This window comes from Leifsonia sp. Leaf336 (genome assembly GCF_001423695.1).
Taxonomy (GTDB): Bacteria; Actinomycetota; Actinomycetes; order Actinomycetales; family Microbacteriaceae; genus Leifsonia.
The window spans coordinates 676,328-692,911 of the sequence record NZ_LMOZ01000002.1 but is presented as its reverse complement, the minus strand read 5'-3'; the positions used below and the strand labels follow the sequence as shown (position 1 = coordinate 692,911).

Below are 16,584 nucleotides of genomic sequence, written 5' to 3'. Positions count from 1 at the left end.
CCAATGATGCCCTCGACCCCGCGCCTGCTCCACACCGCGACGGTCGCTCCAAGCGTGGGGGTTCAGTTCCGAACCCCCACGCCCTCAATGCGTGAAATCGTCTGCGAGAACATCCGCATCCTCTGCTGCACGCGAGAAGTCACACGACGCGACCTCGCCACGATGCTCGGTATCAGCTACAACGCCGTGCACCCGATCTGGAACCACAAGCGCAAGGTATCCGCCGAAGAGCTTTGGTCGATCGCCGCCATTTTCGAAATTCCCGTTGAGCGCTTCTACACGCTTCACGACTGGAACGACTCCTGGAGTTGGACCAACCCCGAAAGGAACACCAATGGCTGATATCTATCGCCGTTGCGGTTGCCGCGACGACGCGGGCCGACAGTACGGGACCACATGCCCGAAGCTCGCCACCGACCCCAAACACGGAACCTGGGCGTTCTACCTGGCTGCCGGCATCGACCCCAAGACCGGTCGACGACGCCAGGTAAGGCGCGCAGGCTTCGCCACCAAACAAGCCGCCCAAAAGGCGCGGAACGCTGCCGCAAGCAAGGTCGACTCCGGAACCTACGTGGCGCCCACAAAGCAGACCTACGCGGAGTACCTGGACAAGTGGTTCCAGCGCCGTCAGACGACCGGTAGAGGCCTCAAACCCACCACGGCGGACAACTACGCCAGGTACATCAGAGACGACATTCAGCCCAGCTCGTTGGGACGCATGAAGCTCACCGACATTCGACGGTTCCACATCAACGACTTCGTGTCAGACCTGACCGAAGCAGGCCGAGGGGCGACGACCGTACGCCGCATCGCCGCAGTGGTTCAGGGGTCGCTGAAGGCCGCCTGGCATGACGATCTGATCGACCACAACCCCGGAGTAGGCATCAAACTGCCAGTGGTGCCCAAGAAGAAGTTCCAGCCGTGGCAGCCCGAACAGGTGGGTACCTTCCTCGACGCCGCCTCCCAGCATCGCCTCGGTGCGCTCTTCGAACTCGCAATCCTGACCGGCCTTCGTCGGGGCGAGGCGATCGGGCTTCGATGGGACGACGTAGACCTGACGCGCCGCACCATCACGGTCCGCAACAACCGCACGCAGGCTGGCCGGACCATCGTTGAGGGCACCGCCAAAACGGATGCGGGCGACAATCGGGTACTCAGCATGTCTGACGCTGTAGTGGGTGCCCTGGTGGCGTGGAAGCTTCGACAGCAAGAGGAGGCGGAAGCTTTCAAAGAGGTGTGGACTGACACCGGTTACGTGTTCACCTACGAGGACGGGCAGCCGCTGAAGCCGCAGTACGCCACGCGTCTGTTCGACAAGATCAGGGCTTCGGCAGGACTGCCCAGGATGACGTTCCACGGCCAGAGGCACGAGAACGCCTCCCTGCTGCTGTCGGGCGGAGCTGACATCGCAGTCGTGTCGAAGATGCTCGGACACTCGTCGGTGAGTGTGACGGCCGACATCTACTCTCACCTGATCGGGTCCGCAGCTCTCGACGCATCCGAACGAGCAGCGGCAATGATCCCCCGCAAATCCGGCGATGCACACACACTGCACACACAGCCCGAATTGAAGGCCTAACCGCGACAAAAAGGAAAGCCCCGGAACACGCGAGATCCGCGTAATTCCGGGGCTTTTTGTTGGTCGGGCTGACAGGATTTGAACCTGCGACCCCTTGACCCCCAGTCAAGTGCGCTACCAAGCTGCGCCACAGCCCGTTGCTGTCCCACCCAGGCCGGGGGGCGCCAAATGAGACAACTCGTCTATCTTAGCGTGCTGGCGAGGCCGGTCGTGACCAACCCGAAAGCCACTGTTGGCCCCGCCAGCACCGGCGCCGCGCACATCCCTCCCGACGAGCGGTGGTGCGCACGCGCCACGGACGTCCCGCCCCGCAGCGGTTGGTCCGAGTGGGTCGGCGACGGGATGCGCGGGGAGGCTGCATCCCGCCGCCGAGTCACTTCTGGGCGGTGTCACCGCCCAGAATGGTGTCGATCTCGTCCTGGGTGAGCGGGGCCCAGGGGGACGAGTCGGGGTTGGAGCTGGCGGCCTCCGGGCTGTCGCCCTGCGTCCACCACTTGGCCTCGAACGGCACGCCGTCGAAGAGCACGCGCGCGCCCTTGTCATAAGCGGCAGTGCCTGCCCAGTTCGGGTAGGTGCCTGCGGGGAGGGTCGGCTGCGGGATCGGCGTCTCGCCGGGCATCACGGGGCCCACCAGCTCCCAGGGGGTCTCCCACTGGTTGAGCACGGGGTTGTCCGGCACGTCGCCCTTGGTCCACCACTTGGCCTGGTACACGTTGTGGTGCCAGGTGACCTTGGTGCCCTTGAGGTACGAGTTGGTGGCGGTCCAGATCGGGTACGGCGAGTGCGCGGGGTCGTCGGTGGTGGCGGCGGAGGTCGGCTCCGCGGTGGTCACGGCGCCCTCCCCCAGCGCGATGCGGCCGTCGAAGCCCTTCGACAGGAGACCGGCGAAGGTCTGCTTGCCCTGGTTCACACCGCTGCAGGCGTCGGAGACGACGGTCAGGTCCACATAGTTGGATCCGCAGGTCTTGTCGCGGTTCGCCGACCACATCGACATCCGGCCGAGGCCGGTGGAGACGGCCCAAGCGTTCAGGGCCTTGGCGTCGGCGAGGCCGAAGATCTGGTCCTGGTCGTCGTTCTGGCCGATCATCGGGGTGGCGCCGATCTTCGCCCACAGGCTCGGGTCGGACTGGTGGATGCCGGCGCGGTTGTAGAGCACGCCGAGTTGGCGTTGCGCGGCCGTCAGGGCGGCCTCCGCGGTGGCGGCCATCGACTTCTTGGCGTCCTTGGCCTGCCCGTAGTCCATGGTCATCAGATTGACGCCGGCGATATCCACCTTGGCCTTCAGCATCGCCTCGATGGCATTGGTGCCGTCGGTGGTCATACCGGTCGGCGCCACCGGCAGGGTCAGCCAGACGGCGAGGCTCTTGCCCGCCGCACGGCGCTCCTTCTGCAGTTCGGCGATGACGGTGGCCCGGCGGGAGGCGGCGTCGGCGTTCACCAGGCCGTCGCCCTCCAGGTCGAGGTCGATGGTGCCGACCTTGTAGCGCTCGACGACCGAGGCGTAGGCCTTCTTCAGCGCGGCGTCATCCGTGCAGCCGAGGGCGAGCTCTTCGTTCGCCTGGCCGCCGAACGACACCGCGACGTCGCCGCCCTGCTGCTGCAGCCGGGCGATCCGGCGGTCCAGATCGAGCGAGCCGCGCGCCTGGTCCATCGTGTAGGCACCGCCCCACGAAGGCGTGCAGGCGTCCGACGGACTGGAGACGATGAACGACAGCACGGCGTCCTTGGTGGAGGTCGACCCGAGGTTCTCGAACGCGTACTTCGGGGTCGCGGTCACATCCACGAAGGAGGCGAACCACGGCTTCAGGTCGACCGAGGCGCGTGCGCTCCACCACTGGAAGCCGACGACACCGCCGGAGACGACGACGATCGCGACCAGGGCGGCACCGATGACACGCAACGGCGAGAGCCGGCGGCCGGAGTCCGACTCGGGAGCCTGCAGCCGGTCGGTCTGAGCGGCGGCGGCTTCGGCGGCGGCGGCCTTCTTGGCCGCCTTCTTGTCCGAGCGAGCCATCAGGCGGCCTGTCTCTGGCCGTCGGAGACCGGAGCGTCGGAGACCGGGGCGTCGGAGGCAACGACGGCGCCGTCCCGCAGCGCGGTGCGCTCCAGGTGCGGCACCTCCCCGCCGGCGTGGCCGTGGTATAGCACCGAGCGCCAGTCGATCGACTCGGTCACCGGAGCGGAAGCCGGGGCCGAGCGCTTGCGCTTCTTGTCGACGTACAGCGGCTTGGTCAGACCGAGCCAGATGTCGACGATCGAGTTCCAGATGCCGATGTAGGCGACGAGCGACCAGATCGCGAGGGTGGCGTTGAACGCGGCGAACGCGGCGTTGCCCCAGTTGTGTGCATTCCAGTCGCGCCACAGCGTGAACAGCGAGAAGGCGATGATCGCCATCGGCGCGATCACGTACAGCAGCGGCGACGCGGTGCGGTTCTTGACCTTCGGCGTGCGGGCGAACGGGATCTTCTTGCCGGTCAGCGACTGCTGGATCGACTTGAGCACGCCGGCCAGGTTCACCGGGAGCAGGATCAGGTTGAAGCCGTAGATCCGGAAGATGTCCGTGCCCTTGTAGCCGGCGTAGCGGAGGTCGCTGGCCTGGCTGATGAAGTACGGCAGCGCGGCCAGGAGGACCATCGGGCTCAGCAGCCGCCCGTCGTACGGGTACGCCAGCAGGAACACGAGTCCGAAGCTCGCCCAGCAGATGGAGGCCATGTAGTTCACGCGCAGCAGCAGCTCGATGCGCGACACGTTCTCACCGCGGCGCTTGCGCTCGCGAACCTGCTTCCACAGCTTCGGGAGGATCAGCAGACCGCCGTTCGCCCAGCGGCGGCGCTGAACGATCAGCGAGCCGAAGTCCGGCGGGGTGGCGGAGTAGCTGAGGCGCTCCGGGTAGTTGACGAGCGTCCAGCCGTGGGTGCCGAGGTCGATGCTCGACTCGGTGTCCTCGATGACGGTGCGGTCCTGGATGTACCGGCGCACCTCGAAGCCGCCGACCCATTCGGTCTCGACGATGTCCTCCAGCGCGCGCTTGCGGATCACCGCGTTCGCGCCCACCCAGAACGTCGCGCCGTAGTAGCTCTTGCCCTGGTGGAGGATGTGCTGGATGTCGGTCGTCGCCCCGGCGAGGCGCTCGATGCGGGTGCCCGCACCACGGAATGAGGAGTACGGCGTCTGCGTGACGGCGACGCGCGCGTTGTCCGGCTGCTGCAAGAAGTAAGTCAGCCGCAGGCAGTACTCGCGCAGCAGGATGGAGTCGGCGTCCAGCGTCAGCAGGAAGTCGCTGTCAGGGATCTCGATGTCGCCGGGCTTGCGCGAGCCGGCGGGCACCGGGTTCAGGATGGGGCCGTCCGGCGTCTGCTCGACGCGGTAGGTGCCGCCCATCAGGCCGATGTACGCGTTCAGGTTCATCGCCTTGTTGGCCTCGTGCGACAGGGAGGCCCACTTCTTGCGCTCGAACACCATCAGCTCGGCGTCGAACGTCCACGCCAGACGGCGGTACAGCTGGGCGACCCGCTCGGAGGACAGCTCGGCGCCCTCCGCGACGGCGGCCTTCACGGCCTCCGCCGTCAGCGCCAGCTCGTCGCCGAGGGCGCGGAGCACCTGGTCGGCGAAGAAGACGTCGACGTGGTCGTCGATGCCGTGCGCGTCGGCCTGGGCGTACAGCCACTCGGCGGCCCAGCGGTAGTGCTCGGCCAGCTCGAGGGCGGTCTCGTCGGAGACGAAGGCGCGCTCGTCGCCGAGCTCGTGCCGCATCAAGGCGTCGGAGAAGCGGAAGCGCGGCTCCGCGAGCTGACCGGTGATGCTGTCGGCGAGGTCGCGGGTGGCGTCGAGCTTCTCGGCGACGGCCGGGTCGGTCGGGTTCGGGTTGTCGTCGACCAGCAGCACGACCCGCATGGAAGGGAACTCCTGCAGGGCGGCGGAGAGCAGCGTCATCCGCACGACCTCGGGCTCCTCCGCATAGGAGGGCACGAGCACGGTGATGGAGGGCTGGTTCTGCGCGAAGTGGCGGTCAAGCTCGGCGCGGGGAACGCGCACGTGCTTCTGGAACCGCTGCAGCGCGCCCTGACGGGCGACGAGGTACATCAGCGCGGAGAACGTGAGGAAGGTGACGACGACGGTGTAGCCGATGGCCTCCATCGTGAACCGGAAGTCCTGCGTGCCGAGCACGAGGAACTGACGGATGACCGTCGTCACGACGTAGATGGCCCAGAACACGATGGTCGCGACGATGGCGACACGGCTCCAGGTGATCGTGCGATCGGAGGGCTTCGGGTGGACGGTCGGAAGCGGTTCGGTGCGGCGCTCGGAGCCCCACTGCCGTTTCCGGGCAGGCGAATATGTACTTGTAGAACTCATGGTCGGGTATGCGTCCTCTATTGGACAGAGCCCGCGCCTTCGGGTAGCGCGGTCGGGTAGCTCCGTCGATTGTCCACATTAGTGAGGACAAGCCGGGGTACAAATACCCCCAATATGGTCGCCCCCTCACTGGGGGTGACGTGTACCCATCTGTTCACCATTGCGGTCGGCGCGTCGATTTGACGAGCCGACCGGCACGGCAGGCGGGTTAACGCTTGCGCTTCTCGCGCACCCGCATGTTCAGCACGATCGGGGTGCCCTCGAAGCCGTAGACCTCGCGGAGGCGGCGGATGATGTAACGCCGGTAGCCGGGGTCGAGGAAACCCGTGGTGAACACGACGAATGTCGGCGGCCGGCTCGACGCCTGGGTGCCGAACAGGATGCGCGGCTGCTTGCCTCCACGAACCGGGTGCGGGTGGGCCGCGGTGAGCTCGGCGAGGAACGCGTTGAACTTGCCGGTCGGGATGCGGGTGTCCCACGACTCGAGCGCCAGCTCCAGCGCGGGCACCAGCTTCTCGAGGTGCCGCCCGGTGCGGGCGGAGATGTTGACGCGCGGCGCCCACGACACGTGGGCGAGATCCTGCTCGATCTCGCGCTCCAGGTAGCGGCGGCGCTCGTCGTCGAGGAGGTCCCACTTGTTGAACGCGAGCACGAGCGCGCGACCAGACTCGAGCACCAGGTCGATGATGCGCACGTCCTGCTCGCTGATCGGCTCGGAGACGTCGAGCACGACGACCGCGACCTCCGCCTTCTCGAGCGCGGTGGAGGTGCGCAGCGACGCGTAGAAGTCGGCGCCCTGCTGCAGGTGCACGCGTCGGCGGATGCCGGCGGTGTCGACGAAGCGCCACACCTTGCCGCCCAGCTCGACCTGCTCGTCGACGGGGTCGCGCGTGGTGCCGGCGAGCTCGTTGACGACGACCCGCTCCTCCCCCGCGGCCTTGTTGAGCAGCGACGACTTGCCCACGTTCGGGCGGCCGACGATCGCGACCCGGCGCGGGCCGCCGACCTCCTGCTTGGCGACGGCCGAGACCTCGGGCAGCGCCTTCAGGAGCTGGTCGAGCAGATCGGCGACGCCACGGCCGTGCAGCGCCGAGACCGGCCACGGCTCGCCGAGGCCCAGCGACCACAGCTCGGTCGCGTACGGCTCCTGGCGCGCATCGTCCACCTTGTTGGCGGCGAGGAAGACCGGCTTGTCCGTCTTGCGCAGCAGACGCACGACGTGCTCGTCGGTGGAGGTCGCGCCCACCGTCGCGTCGACGACGAACAGCACGGCGTCGGCCAGATCGATCGCGACCTCCGCCTGCGCGGCGACCGACGCGTCGATGCCGCGGGCGTCGGGCTCCCAGCCGCCGGTGTCGACGACGGTGAACCGGCGCCCGTTCCACTCGGCCTGGTACGAGACGCGGTCGCGCGTGACACCAGGGGTGTCCTCCACGACGGCCTCGCGGCGGCCGAGGATGCGGTTGACGAGCGCCGACTTGCCCACGTTCGGACGGCCGACGATGGCCAGGACCGGCAGGGCGGGCAGATAGCGGATCTCGTCCGGGTTCTCGGTGGCCGTGCCGAGGAGGTCGAGGTCGGTTTCGTCGAGCTCGTACTCCTCCAGGCCACTGCGGAGGGCGGCGGCGCGCTGCACCGCGAGGGTGTCGTCGAGGCCCGCGAGGCGCTCGACGAGATCGTCGGCCCCAGTGGGCTCGTTGTCGATGTCAGACATGGGTCTCTTTCTGTACGACCGCGATGACCGCGTCGACGGTCTGGTCGAAGTCGAGGTCGGTGGAGTCGACGGTGGTCACGCCGTCTGCGGCGTTCATGAAGTCCACGACCCGGGAGTCGGCCGCGTCACGCCTGCGCAGCGCCTCGCCCACGTGAGCGGCGGAATGGTCTGCGAGTTCTGCGGAACGCCTCGCTATTCTAACCTCTTCGTCCGCGGTGAGCAGGATGCGCACGTGCGCATCCGGGCAGACGACGGTCGTGATGTCACGGCCCTCGACCACGATGCCCGGCTTCTGCGTGCGGGCCACGATCGACCGGAACAGGCCGGTGAGGAACTCCCGCACCTCCGGGACGCGCGCGATGGCGCTGACGACGGCGGTCACCCCGGGCTCGCGGATCTCGTGCGTGACATCGTGGTCGCCGACGAACACGTGGTACGTGTCGGGGTCGGTGCCGATGCGGTAGTCGAAGTCGGGGAGCGAGTCGATCACCGTCGCGCTGTCGGTGGGGTCGAGCTTGCGCTGCACGACGTACCAGCTGAGCGCGCGGTAGGCGGCTCCGGTGTCGAGGTACGACCAGCCGAGCCGGTGCGCCGCCGACTTCGAGACCGACGACTTGCCGCTGCCGGCGGGGCCGTCGACGGCGACGACGATCGGGCCGTCTGCGTCGATGCGGGTGTGCGAGTCGGTCATCCTGCGAGCCTCCAGCCGCGGTCGGTCAAGTCGGTCACGGTGCGCTGCCACACCTCGGGGAGCACGGCGATCTCCGCCAGACCGAACGGGGCGCCCGGGGAGTGCTCCAGGCGGAGGTCCTCCAGGTTCACGTCGAGCTCGCCGAGTTCGGCGAGCAGCCGCGCCAGCTCGCCGGGGCGGTCGTCGACCATGACGATCAGGCTCGAGAAGCGCTTGTCCTGGCCGTGCTTGCCCGGGAGGCGGGAGACGCCGAGGTTGCCTCCGGCGATCTCCTCGGCGATGGCGCGGCGGGAGCCGGCGGCGTCGACGTCGTCGAGGGCCGAGAGCACGTGGTCGAGGTCGTCGCGGTAGGCGCGCAGGATCTGCACGATCGCCGGCGCGTTGGCGCCGAGGATCTGCACCCACAGCTCTGGCTCGCTCGCGGCGATGCGCGTCACGTCGCGCACGCCCTGTCCGGCGAGCCCCAGGGCTGCGTCAGTAGAGGCCGCGAGCCGCTTCGCCATCAGGGACGACACGATCTGCGGGGTGTGCGAAACGAGTGCGACGGCGGCGTCGTGGTCGGCGGCGGCCATCTCGATCGGTGTCGCGCCGAGGTCGAGGATGAGCGCCTCCACCAGGTTGACCGCGGAGCGCGGGTTCTCCGGGCGGGCCGAGACCACCCACGGGCGGCCGATGAACAGGTCGGCGCGCGCGGCGCTCGGGCCGCCGCGCTCACGGCCGGCGAGCGGGTGCGACCCCACGTAGCGGGAGAGGTCGAGCCCGGTCTCCTGCAGCTCGGCGAGCGGCGCGCCCTTGACGCTGGCGACGTCGGTGACCACTGCCGCGGGATGCGCGGCGAGCTCCTCCGCGACGACGCGCGACACGAGGTCCGGCGGCACGGCCACCACGATCAGCGCCGGCTCCGCTCCCCCGTCGTCCGGTCGGCCCGCGCCATAATCGGCCGCCAGCCGCAGGTGGGCGGGCGAGGCGTCGGCGAGGAGCACGTCGACGCCGCGGGCGCGCAGCCCCAGCCCGACGGAGGCCCCGAGGAGCCCGGCCCCGACGACGCGGACCGGCCCGGCGAGGCGCGAGGGGGAATCGTTCACGGATCCACCTTAGTCAGTGGGCACGGCCACGCTCGGCCGCGTCAGCTGCGCTCCCCCTCGCGCGAGATGGTCAGCAGCGCGCCCAGTTCGTCCTTCGTCAGGTCGCGCATGGCGCCGATCTTCAGGGTGCCGAGGTGCAGCGGCCCGAACTGCCGCCGGACGAGCTCGATCACCGGGTGCCCGACCTCGGCCATCATGCGGCGGACGATGCGGTTGCGGCCCGAGTGCAGCGTCAGCTCGACGAGGCTGTCGCCGCCGCCCGAGCGCGATTGCAGCAGCCGAGCCTTGTCTGCCGCGATCGGGCCGTCCTCCAGTTCGACGCCCTTCGTCAGGCGCCCGATGGTCTGGGGGGTCACGGTGCCGCGCACGCGCGCGATGTAGGTCTTGGTCACGCCGAAGCTGGGATGGGCGAGCACGTGGGCGAGCTCCCCGTCGTTGGTGAGGATGAGGAGGCCCGAGGTCTCGGCGTCGAGCCGCCCGACGTTGAACAGCCGCTCGGCGTAGCCGGCCGTGAACCGGGACAGATCAGGGCGGCCCTGCTCGTCGCGCATCGAGCTCACCACGCCCACCGGCTTGTTGAGCATGACGTAGCGGCGGGAGGTGTCGAGCTGCACCGCGGTGCCGTCGACGGCGACCCGGTCGGTCGCCGGGTCGACGCGCCGGCCGAGCTCGGTGACCACCTGGCCGTTCACGGTCACCCGGCCTGCGACGATCAGGTCCTCCGAGACGCGGCGGGAGGCCACTCCGGCCGCCGCCATCACCTTCTGCAGCCGCTCGCCCTGCGCGGCCTGGCCGCCGCCCGCGTCACCGGACATCGTCGAACCCGTCTGCGCCGTCCGCCAGCAGCGGGGAGATCTTGGGCAGCTCGTCGACCGAGTTGATGCCGAGCTGGGTCAGCAGCAGGTCGGTCGTGCCGTAGTTGATCGCGCCGGTCTCGCTGTCGGTGAACAGCTCGGTGATGAGGCCGCGGCCGAGCAGGGTGCGCACCACCGAGTCCACATTGACGGCGCGGATGGAGGCGATGGCCCCGCGGCTGATCGGCTGCTTGTACGCGATCACGGCCAGCGTCTCGAGCGCGGCCTGCGAGAGCCGGGTCGGGTTCTGCTGCAGCACGTAGCCGGAGACGACGGCGTCGAACTCGGGTCGCACGTAGACGCGCCAGCCGCCGCCCACCTCCCGCAGCTCGAAGCCGCGGCGCACGCCCGGCCTCCCGTCGGCGTCGGCCTCGCCGTCGTAGTCGGCGACCAGCGTGTCGATGGCCGCGCGCACGCGCTTGACGGGCGCGCCGACGGCCGTCGCCAGCGTCACGAGGCTCATCGGCTCGTCGGCGACCATCAGGATCGCCTCCAGCGCGCGCTCGATCTGCGCGTCCTCCACGCCTGCCGGCTCGGTCTCCAGCTCGGTTCCGTCAACCGTCATAATCCGCTCCCAGGTTCGACAGGTTCTCCTCCGACCAGTGCTCGGCCGTCCACCGCAGCGTCAGCTCGCCCAGCGGCTCCAGCTGCTCGAACGCGATGGCCGCGTGCCTGTACAGCTCGAGCACGGCGAGGAACCGCGCGATCACGACGCCCTTCTGCTCGGCGCCGGCGACGAGCTGCCGGAACGACAGCTGATCGCCGCTGCGCAGCATCCCGACCACCACCGCCGCCTGCTCGCGAATGCTCACGAGCGGCGCGTGCAGGTGGTCGAGCCCGACGACGGGGATCTCGCGCGGCGTCATCGCCAGCGTCGCGAGGGCCGCGAAATCGTCGGCGGTGAGGGTCCAGACCAGCTCGGGCGTGCGCTGGCGGTACTTGTCCTCCAACCGCACCGTGCGCGCGTGCCGAGCGGCCTCCGTGTCGAGCCGTGCCGAGAACCAGGCCGAGGCCTCCTTGAACGCGCGGTACTGCAGCAGGCGCGCGAACAGCAGGTCGCGCGCCTCCAGCAGCGCCACGTCCTCCGCGTCGACGAGCTCGCCCTGCGGCAGGAGGCCCGCGATCTTGAGGTCGAGGAGGGTCGCCGCGACGAGCAGGAACTCGCTCGCCTCGTCGAGGCTCTCGTCGGCGTCGAGCCGGCGCAGGTACGCGATGAACTCGTCGGTGACGCGGCTCAGCGAGATCTCGGTGATGTCGAGTTCGTGCTTGCTGATCAGCGACAGCAGCAGGTCGAAAGGCCCTTCGAAGGTTCCCACCGCGACGCGGAACCCGCTGTCGGCCTCGGCGAGGGGCACGTTGTTGTCGCTTTCGGCCTCCGGAAGTGACAACGACGTGCCCTTCGGCGTCACCGCGGGTTCGGCGGGGAGGTCGTCAGGCGACGGCGCCACGGAAGATCAGTTCCCTCGCCAGCTGGCGGTAGGCCTCCGCCGCCTGGTGCTCCGGCGCGAACTGCGTGATCGGGGTGGCCGCGACCGACGCGTCCGGGAACTTCACCGTGCGCGAGATCACGGTCTCGAGCACGCGGTCGCCGAAGGCGTCGACGACGCGCTCGAGCACTTCGCGCGAGTGCAGCGTGCGGGAGTCGTACATCGTGGCCAGGATGCCGTCGAGCTCGATCGCCGGGTTGAGCCGCTCGCGCACCTTGTCGATGGTCTCGATGAGGAGGGCGACACCGCGCAGCGCGAAGTACTCGCACTCCAACGGGATGAGGACGCCGTGGCTGGCGGTCAGCGCGTTGACGGTGAGGATGCCGAGCGACGGCTGGCAGTCGATCAGGATGACGTCGTAGTCGGCGGAGACCTTGCGCAGAACGCCGGCGAGGATCTGCTCGCGCGCCACCTCGTTGACCAGGTGCACCTCGGCGGCCGAGAGGTCGATGTTCGCCGGGATGATGTCGAGGCCGGGCGTGCCGGTCGACTGGATGGCCTCCTGCACGTCGGCGTGCCGGTTCAGCAGCAGGTCGTAGATGGTCGTGACGTCGTGGGTCTGCGCTCCGAGGCCGGCCGACAGGGCGCCCTGCGGGTCGAAGTCGACGGCGAGCACGCGACGGCCGTACTCCGCGAGGGAGGCGCCGAGGTTGATGGAGGTCGTGGTCTTGCCGACCCCGCCCTTCTGATTGCACAGCGCGACGATCTTGGCCGGCCCGTGCTGGGTCAGCTCGGCCGGTGCCGGGAACGCGCGCAGGGGTCGTCCGGTGGGTCCGAGCGGTGCGGCGAGGGCTGCGGTGTCCATGCCGGGAAGCTCCGTCCTGACCTCGTCGTTGCGCGTCACCTGGCTGTTCCTCGTCCTCTGTCGATCGGCGGCCGTTGCAGGCCTGTTCACTTCCGTCCATCCTATCCGCGTGCTCACGGCTACGTCGGCGTGACGGCGGCGGGTCCTCAGGGCGTACGCTGTGCGCGTGCCGACGATGCCGCCCGAGCTCACCACCGAACGTCTGCGCCTGCGCCTCCGCGACGGTCGGGACGCCGAGTGGAACCGGGAGCTCATCGCCGAGACCCCGTCGCGCGAGCTGCTGCCGCTCGACCAGGAGCGCGACCGGCTCGACGCTCAGCGCCACGCGGCCGAGGAGGTCGGCTTCGGCCTCTATACGATCGAGGTGGCCGACACCGGTGAGGCCGTCGGCTACTGCGGCCTGGTGATCGGGCGGGCGACAGCCGCCCAGCCGGAACTCGCCTACGAGCTGCTGCGCCGTCATGTCGGCAGTGGTTACGCGACCGAGGCGGCGGCCGCGGTCGCCGACGCCGCGTTCGAGAGCGGCATCCCCGTGCTGTGGGCGACCGTCGAGAGGTGGAACGCGCCGTCGTTCCGGGTGCTGGACAAGCTGGGCTTCACGCCGTCACGGGTCACCGGCGAGGGGCCGAAGGTACTGGTCTGGCTCTACCGCAAGGCGCCGCGGGGGCGTCACCGCGCCCGCGGGTGAGCCGACACGTACACATCGCGGAGCGCATCGGCCGTCACCAGCGTGTAGATCTGCGTCGTCGCCACCGACGAATGGCCCAGCAGCTCCTGCACGACGCGCACGTCGGCGCCCCCGGCGAGCAGGTGGGTGGCGAACGAGTGCCGGAGGGTGTGCGGCGAGATCTCGATGCCGAGGTTGGAGCGCTCCGCGGCCGCGCGGATGATCAGCCAGACGTTCTGGCGCGACAGCCGGGCGCCGCGCATCCCGAGGAAGAGCGCGGGCGTGGCCCGGCCTCGCGCCGAGAGCACCGGGCGCGCGCGCACCAGGTAGGCGGCGACGGCGGCCTGCGCGAAGCTGCCGAGCGGCACGATGCGCTGCTTCGACCCTTTGCCGGTGAGGCGCACCACGTCGGTGTCGATCACGTCGTCGACGTTCAGCCCGACCGCCTCGCTGACACGAGCGCCGGTGGCATACATCAGCTCCAGCAGCGCCTTGTCGCGGAGGTCGTCGAGCTCGTCGCCGTCGGTCGCCGCCAGCAGCGCGGCGACCTGGTCGACGCTGATCGCCTTCGGCAGCGTGCTCGGCAGCTTGGGAGGCCGCACATCGCGCGCGGCGTCGACCTCCACCCGGCCCTCTTCGAGCAGGAACCGGTGGAACCCGCGCACCGTCGACAGCATGCGGGCGAGGGAGGTCGCGGTCAGCGGCGACTCCTCGCGCGACCCGAGGTGGGCGAGGTAGCCCGACACGGTCGCGCCGGACACCCCGCGAACGTCGTCGACGCCCTGCTCGGCGAGCCACGCGGCGTAGACGGCGAGGTCGCGCCGGTACGCGGCGACCGTGTTCGCCGAGAGGCCGCGCTCGATGGCGACATGCCTCAGGTAGGCGTCCACGTCCGCCTCCAGGGTCATCCCTCGGCGCTCGACGTGCTCAGTTTCGGGTGGCTCGGCCAGGGAGCGTCGGCGGCGCCGAGGGTCGCCCAGCCCCGCTCGCGCGCGGCCAGGGCGCCGAGCACGGCGATGCTCAGGGGCGCGTTGTGCGCGCGGCGCTGGAGCACGGCGTCCACCGCGTCCTCGAGCGGAACCCACGCGACCTCGATGTCGGCCTCCTCGGCCTCGCGGGCGAACGCCTCACCGGTCGGGCGCACGTCCCTGGCCAGGTAGATGCGGATCGCCTCGTCGTTGCCGCCGGGGCTGGTGAAGATGTCGGCCAGCACATGCCACTGCCCGGCCTGGAGGTCGGCCTCCTCTGCCAGCTCGCGCTGGGCCGCGGCGAGCGGCTCCTCACCATGGATGTCGAGCAGGCCGGCCGGGATCTCCCAGTCGCGGTGCCGCACGGGGTGCCGGTACTGCCGAATGAGCAGCACGCGTCCGTCGTCGTCGAGCGCGAGCACCGCGACGGCGCCCGTGTGGTCGACGTACTCGCGCGTGATCTCCTCGCCGTTGTAGCGGAAGGTGTCGCGGCGGACGTCCCAGATCTTGCCGTGGAACACGATCTCGGACGACACGACCTCCGGGCGGAACGGCTCGTCGCCGATCACGCCGACCTCGGTGGCCATCAGGCCTCCGTCACCAGTTCTTCGGATTCCTCCGGCGCCACCTCGAACAGGAGGCTGGCCTTCTGGCGCTCGAGCGCGGCGCCGACCAGGCCGGCGAACAGCGGGTGCGCGTGGTTCGGCCGCGAGCGCAGCTCCGGGTGCGCCTGGGTGCCGACGTAGAACGGGTGCACATCGCGCGGCAGCTCCACGTACTCCACCAGGTGGCCGTCGGGCGAGGTTCCGGAGAACCAAAGGCCGGCGTCGGCGATCTGCTCGCGGTAGTTGTTGTTCACCTCGTAACGGTGACGGTGACGCTCGCTGGCCTCCGGGGCGCCGTAGAGCTCGGCGACCAGGGAGCCCTCGGCGAGGGCCGCCGGGTACAGGCCCAGGCGCATCGTGCCGCCGAGGTCTCCGCCGGCGATGATCTCGACCTGCTCGGCCATCGTGGCGATCACCGGGAACTCGGTCTCCGGGTCGAACTCCGACGACGACGCTCCGGCCAGACCGGCCTCGTGCCGCGCGTACTCGATGACCATGCACTGGAGGCCGAGGCACAGACCGAGGGCCGGGATGCCGTTCTCGCGCGCGAACCGCAGCGCTCCGACCTTGCCCTCGATGCCGCGCACGCCGAACCCGCCGGGAACGCAGATCGCGTCGACGTCGCCGAGTTGCAGCGCAGCGCCCTCAGGGGTCTGGCACTCGTCGGACGGGATCCACTTGAGCTTCACCTTGGTGCGGTGGGCGAACCCGCCCGCGCGGAGCGCCTCGGTGACCGAGAGGTACGCGTCGGGGAGGTCGATGTACTTTCCGACGAGGCCGATGGTGACCTCGTGCTTCGGGTCGTGCACGGCCTCCAGGAGGCGCGCCCAGCCGTGCCAATCGACGTCCCTGGCCTTGTCGAGGCCGAGCTGGTCGATGATGTAGGAGTCGAGGCCCTGGTCGTGCAGCATCGTCGGGATGTCGTAGATGCTCGGAACGTCGACCGCGTTCACCACGGCCTGCTCGTCCACGTCGCACATCAGCGCGATCTTGCGCTTGTTCGACTCGGACACCGGGCGGTCGCTGCGGAGCACGAGGGCGTCGGGCTGGATGCCGATGGAGCGCAGCGCCGCGACGGAGTGCTGCGTGGGCTTCGTCTTCTGCTCGCCGGAGGCGTTCATGAACGGCACGAGCGAGACGTGCACGAAGAAGCAGTTCTTGCGGCCGAGCTCGTGGCGCACCTGACGGGCCGACTCGATGAACGGCTGCGACTCGATGTCGCCGACGGTGCCGCCGATCTCGGTGATGATCACGTCGGGGGCCGGCTCGCCGTCCGGTCCAGGCTGCGCCTGGAGGCGCATCCGGCGCTTGATCTCGTCGGTGATGTGCGGGATGACCTGGACGGTGTCACCGAGGTACTCGCCGCGGCGCTCCTTGGCGATGACGTTCGAGTAGATCTGGCCGGTGGTGACGTTCGCGGACTGGCCGAGGTTGATGTCGAGGAACCGCTCGTAGTGCCCGATGTCGAGGTCGGTCTCCGCACCGTCGTCGGTGACGAACACCTCGCCGTGCTGGAACGGGTTCATCGTGCCTGGGTCGACATTGAGGTAGGGGTCGAGCTTCTGCATGACCACGCGGAGGCCGCGGGCCGTCAGAAGGTTGCCCAGGGAAGCCGCCGTCAGGCCCTTCCCCAACGAAGAAACGACACCACCTGTCACGAAAATGTGCTTGGTAGTGCCGTTGGTTTTGCTGTTGATCTGGCCCGCGTCTGAATAATCCACCACGGGCTTGTAGCTTATCACCTGCTGACGGGACGACCGTGCGCGACCACCG

Annotated in this window: 15 protein-coding genes and 1 tRNA gene; 3 read left to right on the top strand and 13 right to left on the bottom strand. The window is 69.5% G+C overall.

Annotation, left to right across the window (positions count from 1 at the left end; genetic code table 11):
- Positions 1-6: 6 nt before the first annotated feature.
- Positions 7-342, top strand: a complete 336-nt coding sequence (locus ASF88_RS12150) for a helix-turn-helix transcriptional regulator (protein ID WP_235493423.1) — start codon at positions 7-9, stop codon at positions 340-342.
- A complete protein-coding gene (locus ASF88_RS12145) occupies positions 335-1,579 on the top strand; it encodes a site-specific integrase (RefSeq protein ID WP_082518928.1) in 1,245 nt (414 codons plus the stop codon). The genes ASF88_RS12150 and ASF88_RS12145 overlap by 8 nt, the downstream gene beginning before the upstream one ends.
- Before the next feature lie 60 nt (positions 1,580-1,639).
- On the opposite strand, the gene ASF88_RS12140 is transcribed toward ASF88_RS12145, so the two are convergent.
- The 10 genes from ASF88_RS12140 to ASF88_RS12095 all read right to left on the bottom strand — a co-directional run bounded on the left by ASF88_RS12140 (position 1,640) and on the right by ASF88_RS12095 (position 12,610).
- Positions 1,640-1,716 (bottom strand) — tRNA-Pro (locus tag ASF88_RS12140).
- Between the two features lie 236 nt (positions 1,717-1,952).
- The gene (locus tag ASF88_RS12135) at positions 1,953-3,593 is read right to left on the bottom strand and encodes a chitinase (protein WP_055918597.1); all 1,641 of its coding nucleotides are present in this window, start codon (positions 3,591-3,593) and stop codon (positions 1,953-1,955) included.
- Entirely contained in the window at positions 3,593-5,935 is a 2,343-nt protein-coding gene (locus ASF88_RS12130) for a glycosyltransferase family 2 protein (protein ID WP_082518927.1), read from the bottom strand. The genes ASF88_RS12135 and ASF88_RS12130 overlap by 1 nt, the downstream gene beginning before the upstream one ends.
- 208 nt (positions 5,936-6,143) lie before the next feature.
- The gene (gene der, locus ASF88_RS12125) at positions 6,144-7,649 is read right to left on the bottom strand and encodes a ribosome biogenesis GTPase Der (RefSeq protein WP_055918594.1); all 1,506 of its coding nucleotides are present in this window, start codon (positions 7,647-7,649) and stop codon (positions 6,144-6,146) included.
- Complete coding sequence (cmk, locus tag ASF88_RS12120; RefSeq protein ID WP_055918591.1) at positions 7,642-8,340, bottom strand: (d)CMP kinase; 699 nt, start codon at positions 8,338-8,340, stop codon at positions 7,642-7,644. The genes der and cmk overlap by 8 nt, the downstream gene beginning before the upstream one ends.
- Entirely contained in the window at positions 8,337-9,425 is a 1,089-nt protein-coding gene (locus ASF88_RS12115; RefSeq protein ID WP_055918588.1) for a prephenate dehydrogenase, read from the bottom strand. Before ASF88_RS12115 ends, cmk begins: the two co-directional genes overlap by 4 nt.
- A gap of 41 nt (positions 9,426-9,466) precedes the next feature.
- Positions 9,467-10,240: a pseudouridine synthase gene (locus ASF88_RS12110; protein ID WP_055918584.1), complete on the bottom strand. Its 774-nt coding sequence runs from the start codon at positions 10,238-10,240 to the stop codon at positions 9,467-9,469.
- A complete protein-coding gene (gene scpB / locus ASF88_RS12105; protein ID WP_055918581.1) occupies positions 10,230-10,844 on the bottom strand; it encodes an SMC-Scp complex subunit ScpB in 615 nt (204 codons plus the stop codon). Before scpB ends, ASF88_RS12110 begins: the two co-directional genes overlap by 11 nt.
- Positions 10,834-11,727, bottom strand: coding sequence for a segregation and condensation protein A (locus ASF88_RS12100; protein ID WP_442915026.1), 894 nt, complete (start codon positions 11,725-11,727; stop codon positions 10,834-10,836). Before ASF88_RS12100 ends, scpB begins: the two co-directional genes overlap by 11 nt.
- Complete coding sequence (locus tag ASF88_RS12095; RefSeq protein ID WP_055918577.1) at positions 11,711-12,610, bottom strand: ParA family protein; 900 nt, start codon at positions 12,608-12,610, stop codon at positions 11,711-11,713. The genes ASF88_RS12100 and ASF88_RS12095 overlap by 17 nt, the downstream gene beginning before the upstream one ends.
- 136 nt (positions 12,611-12,746) lie before the next feature.
- On the opposite strand from ASF88_RS12095, the gene ASF88_RS12090 reads away from it, so the two are divergent.
- Positions 12,747-13,259 carry a GNAT family N-acetyltransferase gene (locus ASF88_RS12090; protein WP_055918574.1) on the top strand — a complete coding sequence of 171 codons (513 nt, stop codon included), beginning with the start codon at positions 12,747-12,749 and terminating at the stop codon, positions 13,257-13,259.
- On the opposite strand, the gene xerD is transcribed toward ASF88_RS12090, so the two are convergent.
- Genes xerD through ASF88_RS12075 form a run of 3 tightly spaced genes read right to left on the bottom strand, consistent with a single transcriptional unit; the run spans position 13,241 to position 16,532 of the window.
- Positions 13,241-14,146, bottom strand: coding sequence for a site-specific tyrosine recombinase XerD (xerD, locus tag ASF88_RS12085; protein WP_055918571.1), 906 nt, complete (start codon positions 14,144-14,146; stop codon positions 13,241-13,243). The two genes, ASF88_RS12090 and xerD, sit on opposite strands and share 19 nt — an antisense overlap.
- Complete coding sequence (locus tag ASF88_RS12080; RefSeq protein ID WP_055918569.1) at positions 14,143-14,793, bottom strand: NUDIX domain-containing protein; 651 nt, start codon at positions 14,791-14,793, stop codon at positions 14,143-14,145. The genes xerD and ASF88_RS12080 overlap by 4 nt, the downstream gene beginning before the upstream one ends.
- Positions 14,793-16,532 (bottom strand): CTP synthase, encoded by a 1,740-nt coding sequence (locus ASF88_RS12075; RefSeq protein WP_200935299.1) that lies wholly within the window; start codon positions 16,530-16,532, stop codon positions 14,793-14,795. Before ASF88_RS12075 ends, ASF88_RS12080 begins: the two co-directional genes overlap by 1 nt.
- Between the last annotated feature and the right edge of the window lie 52 nt (positions 16,533-16,584).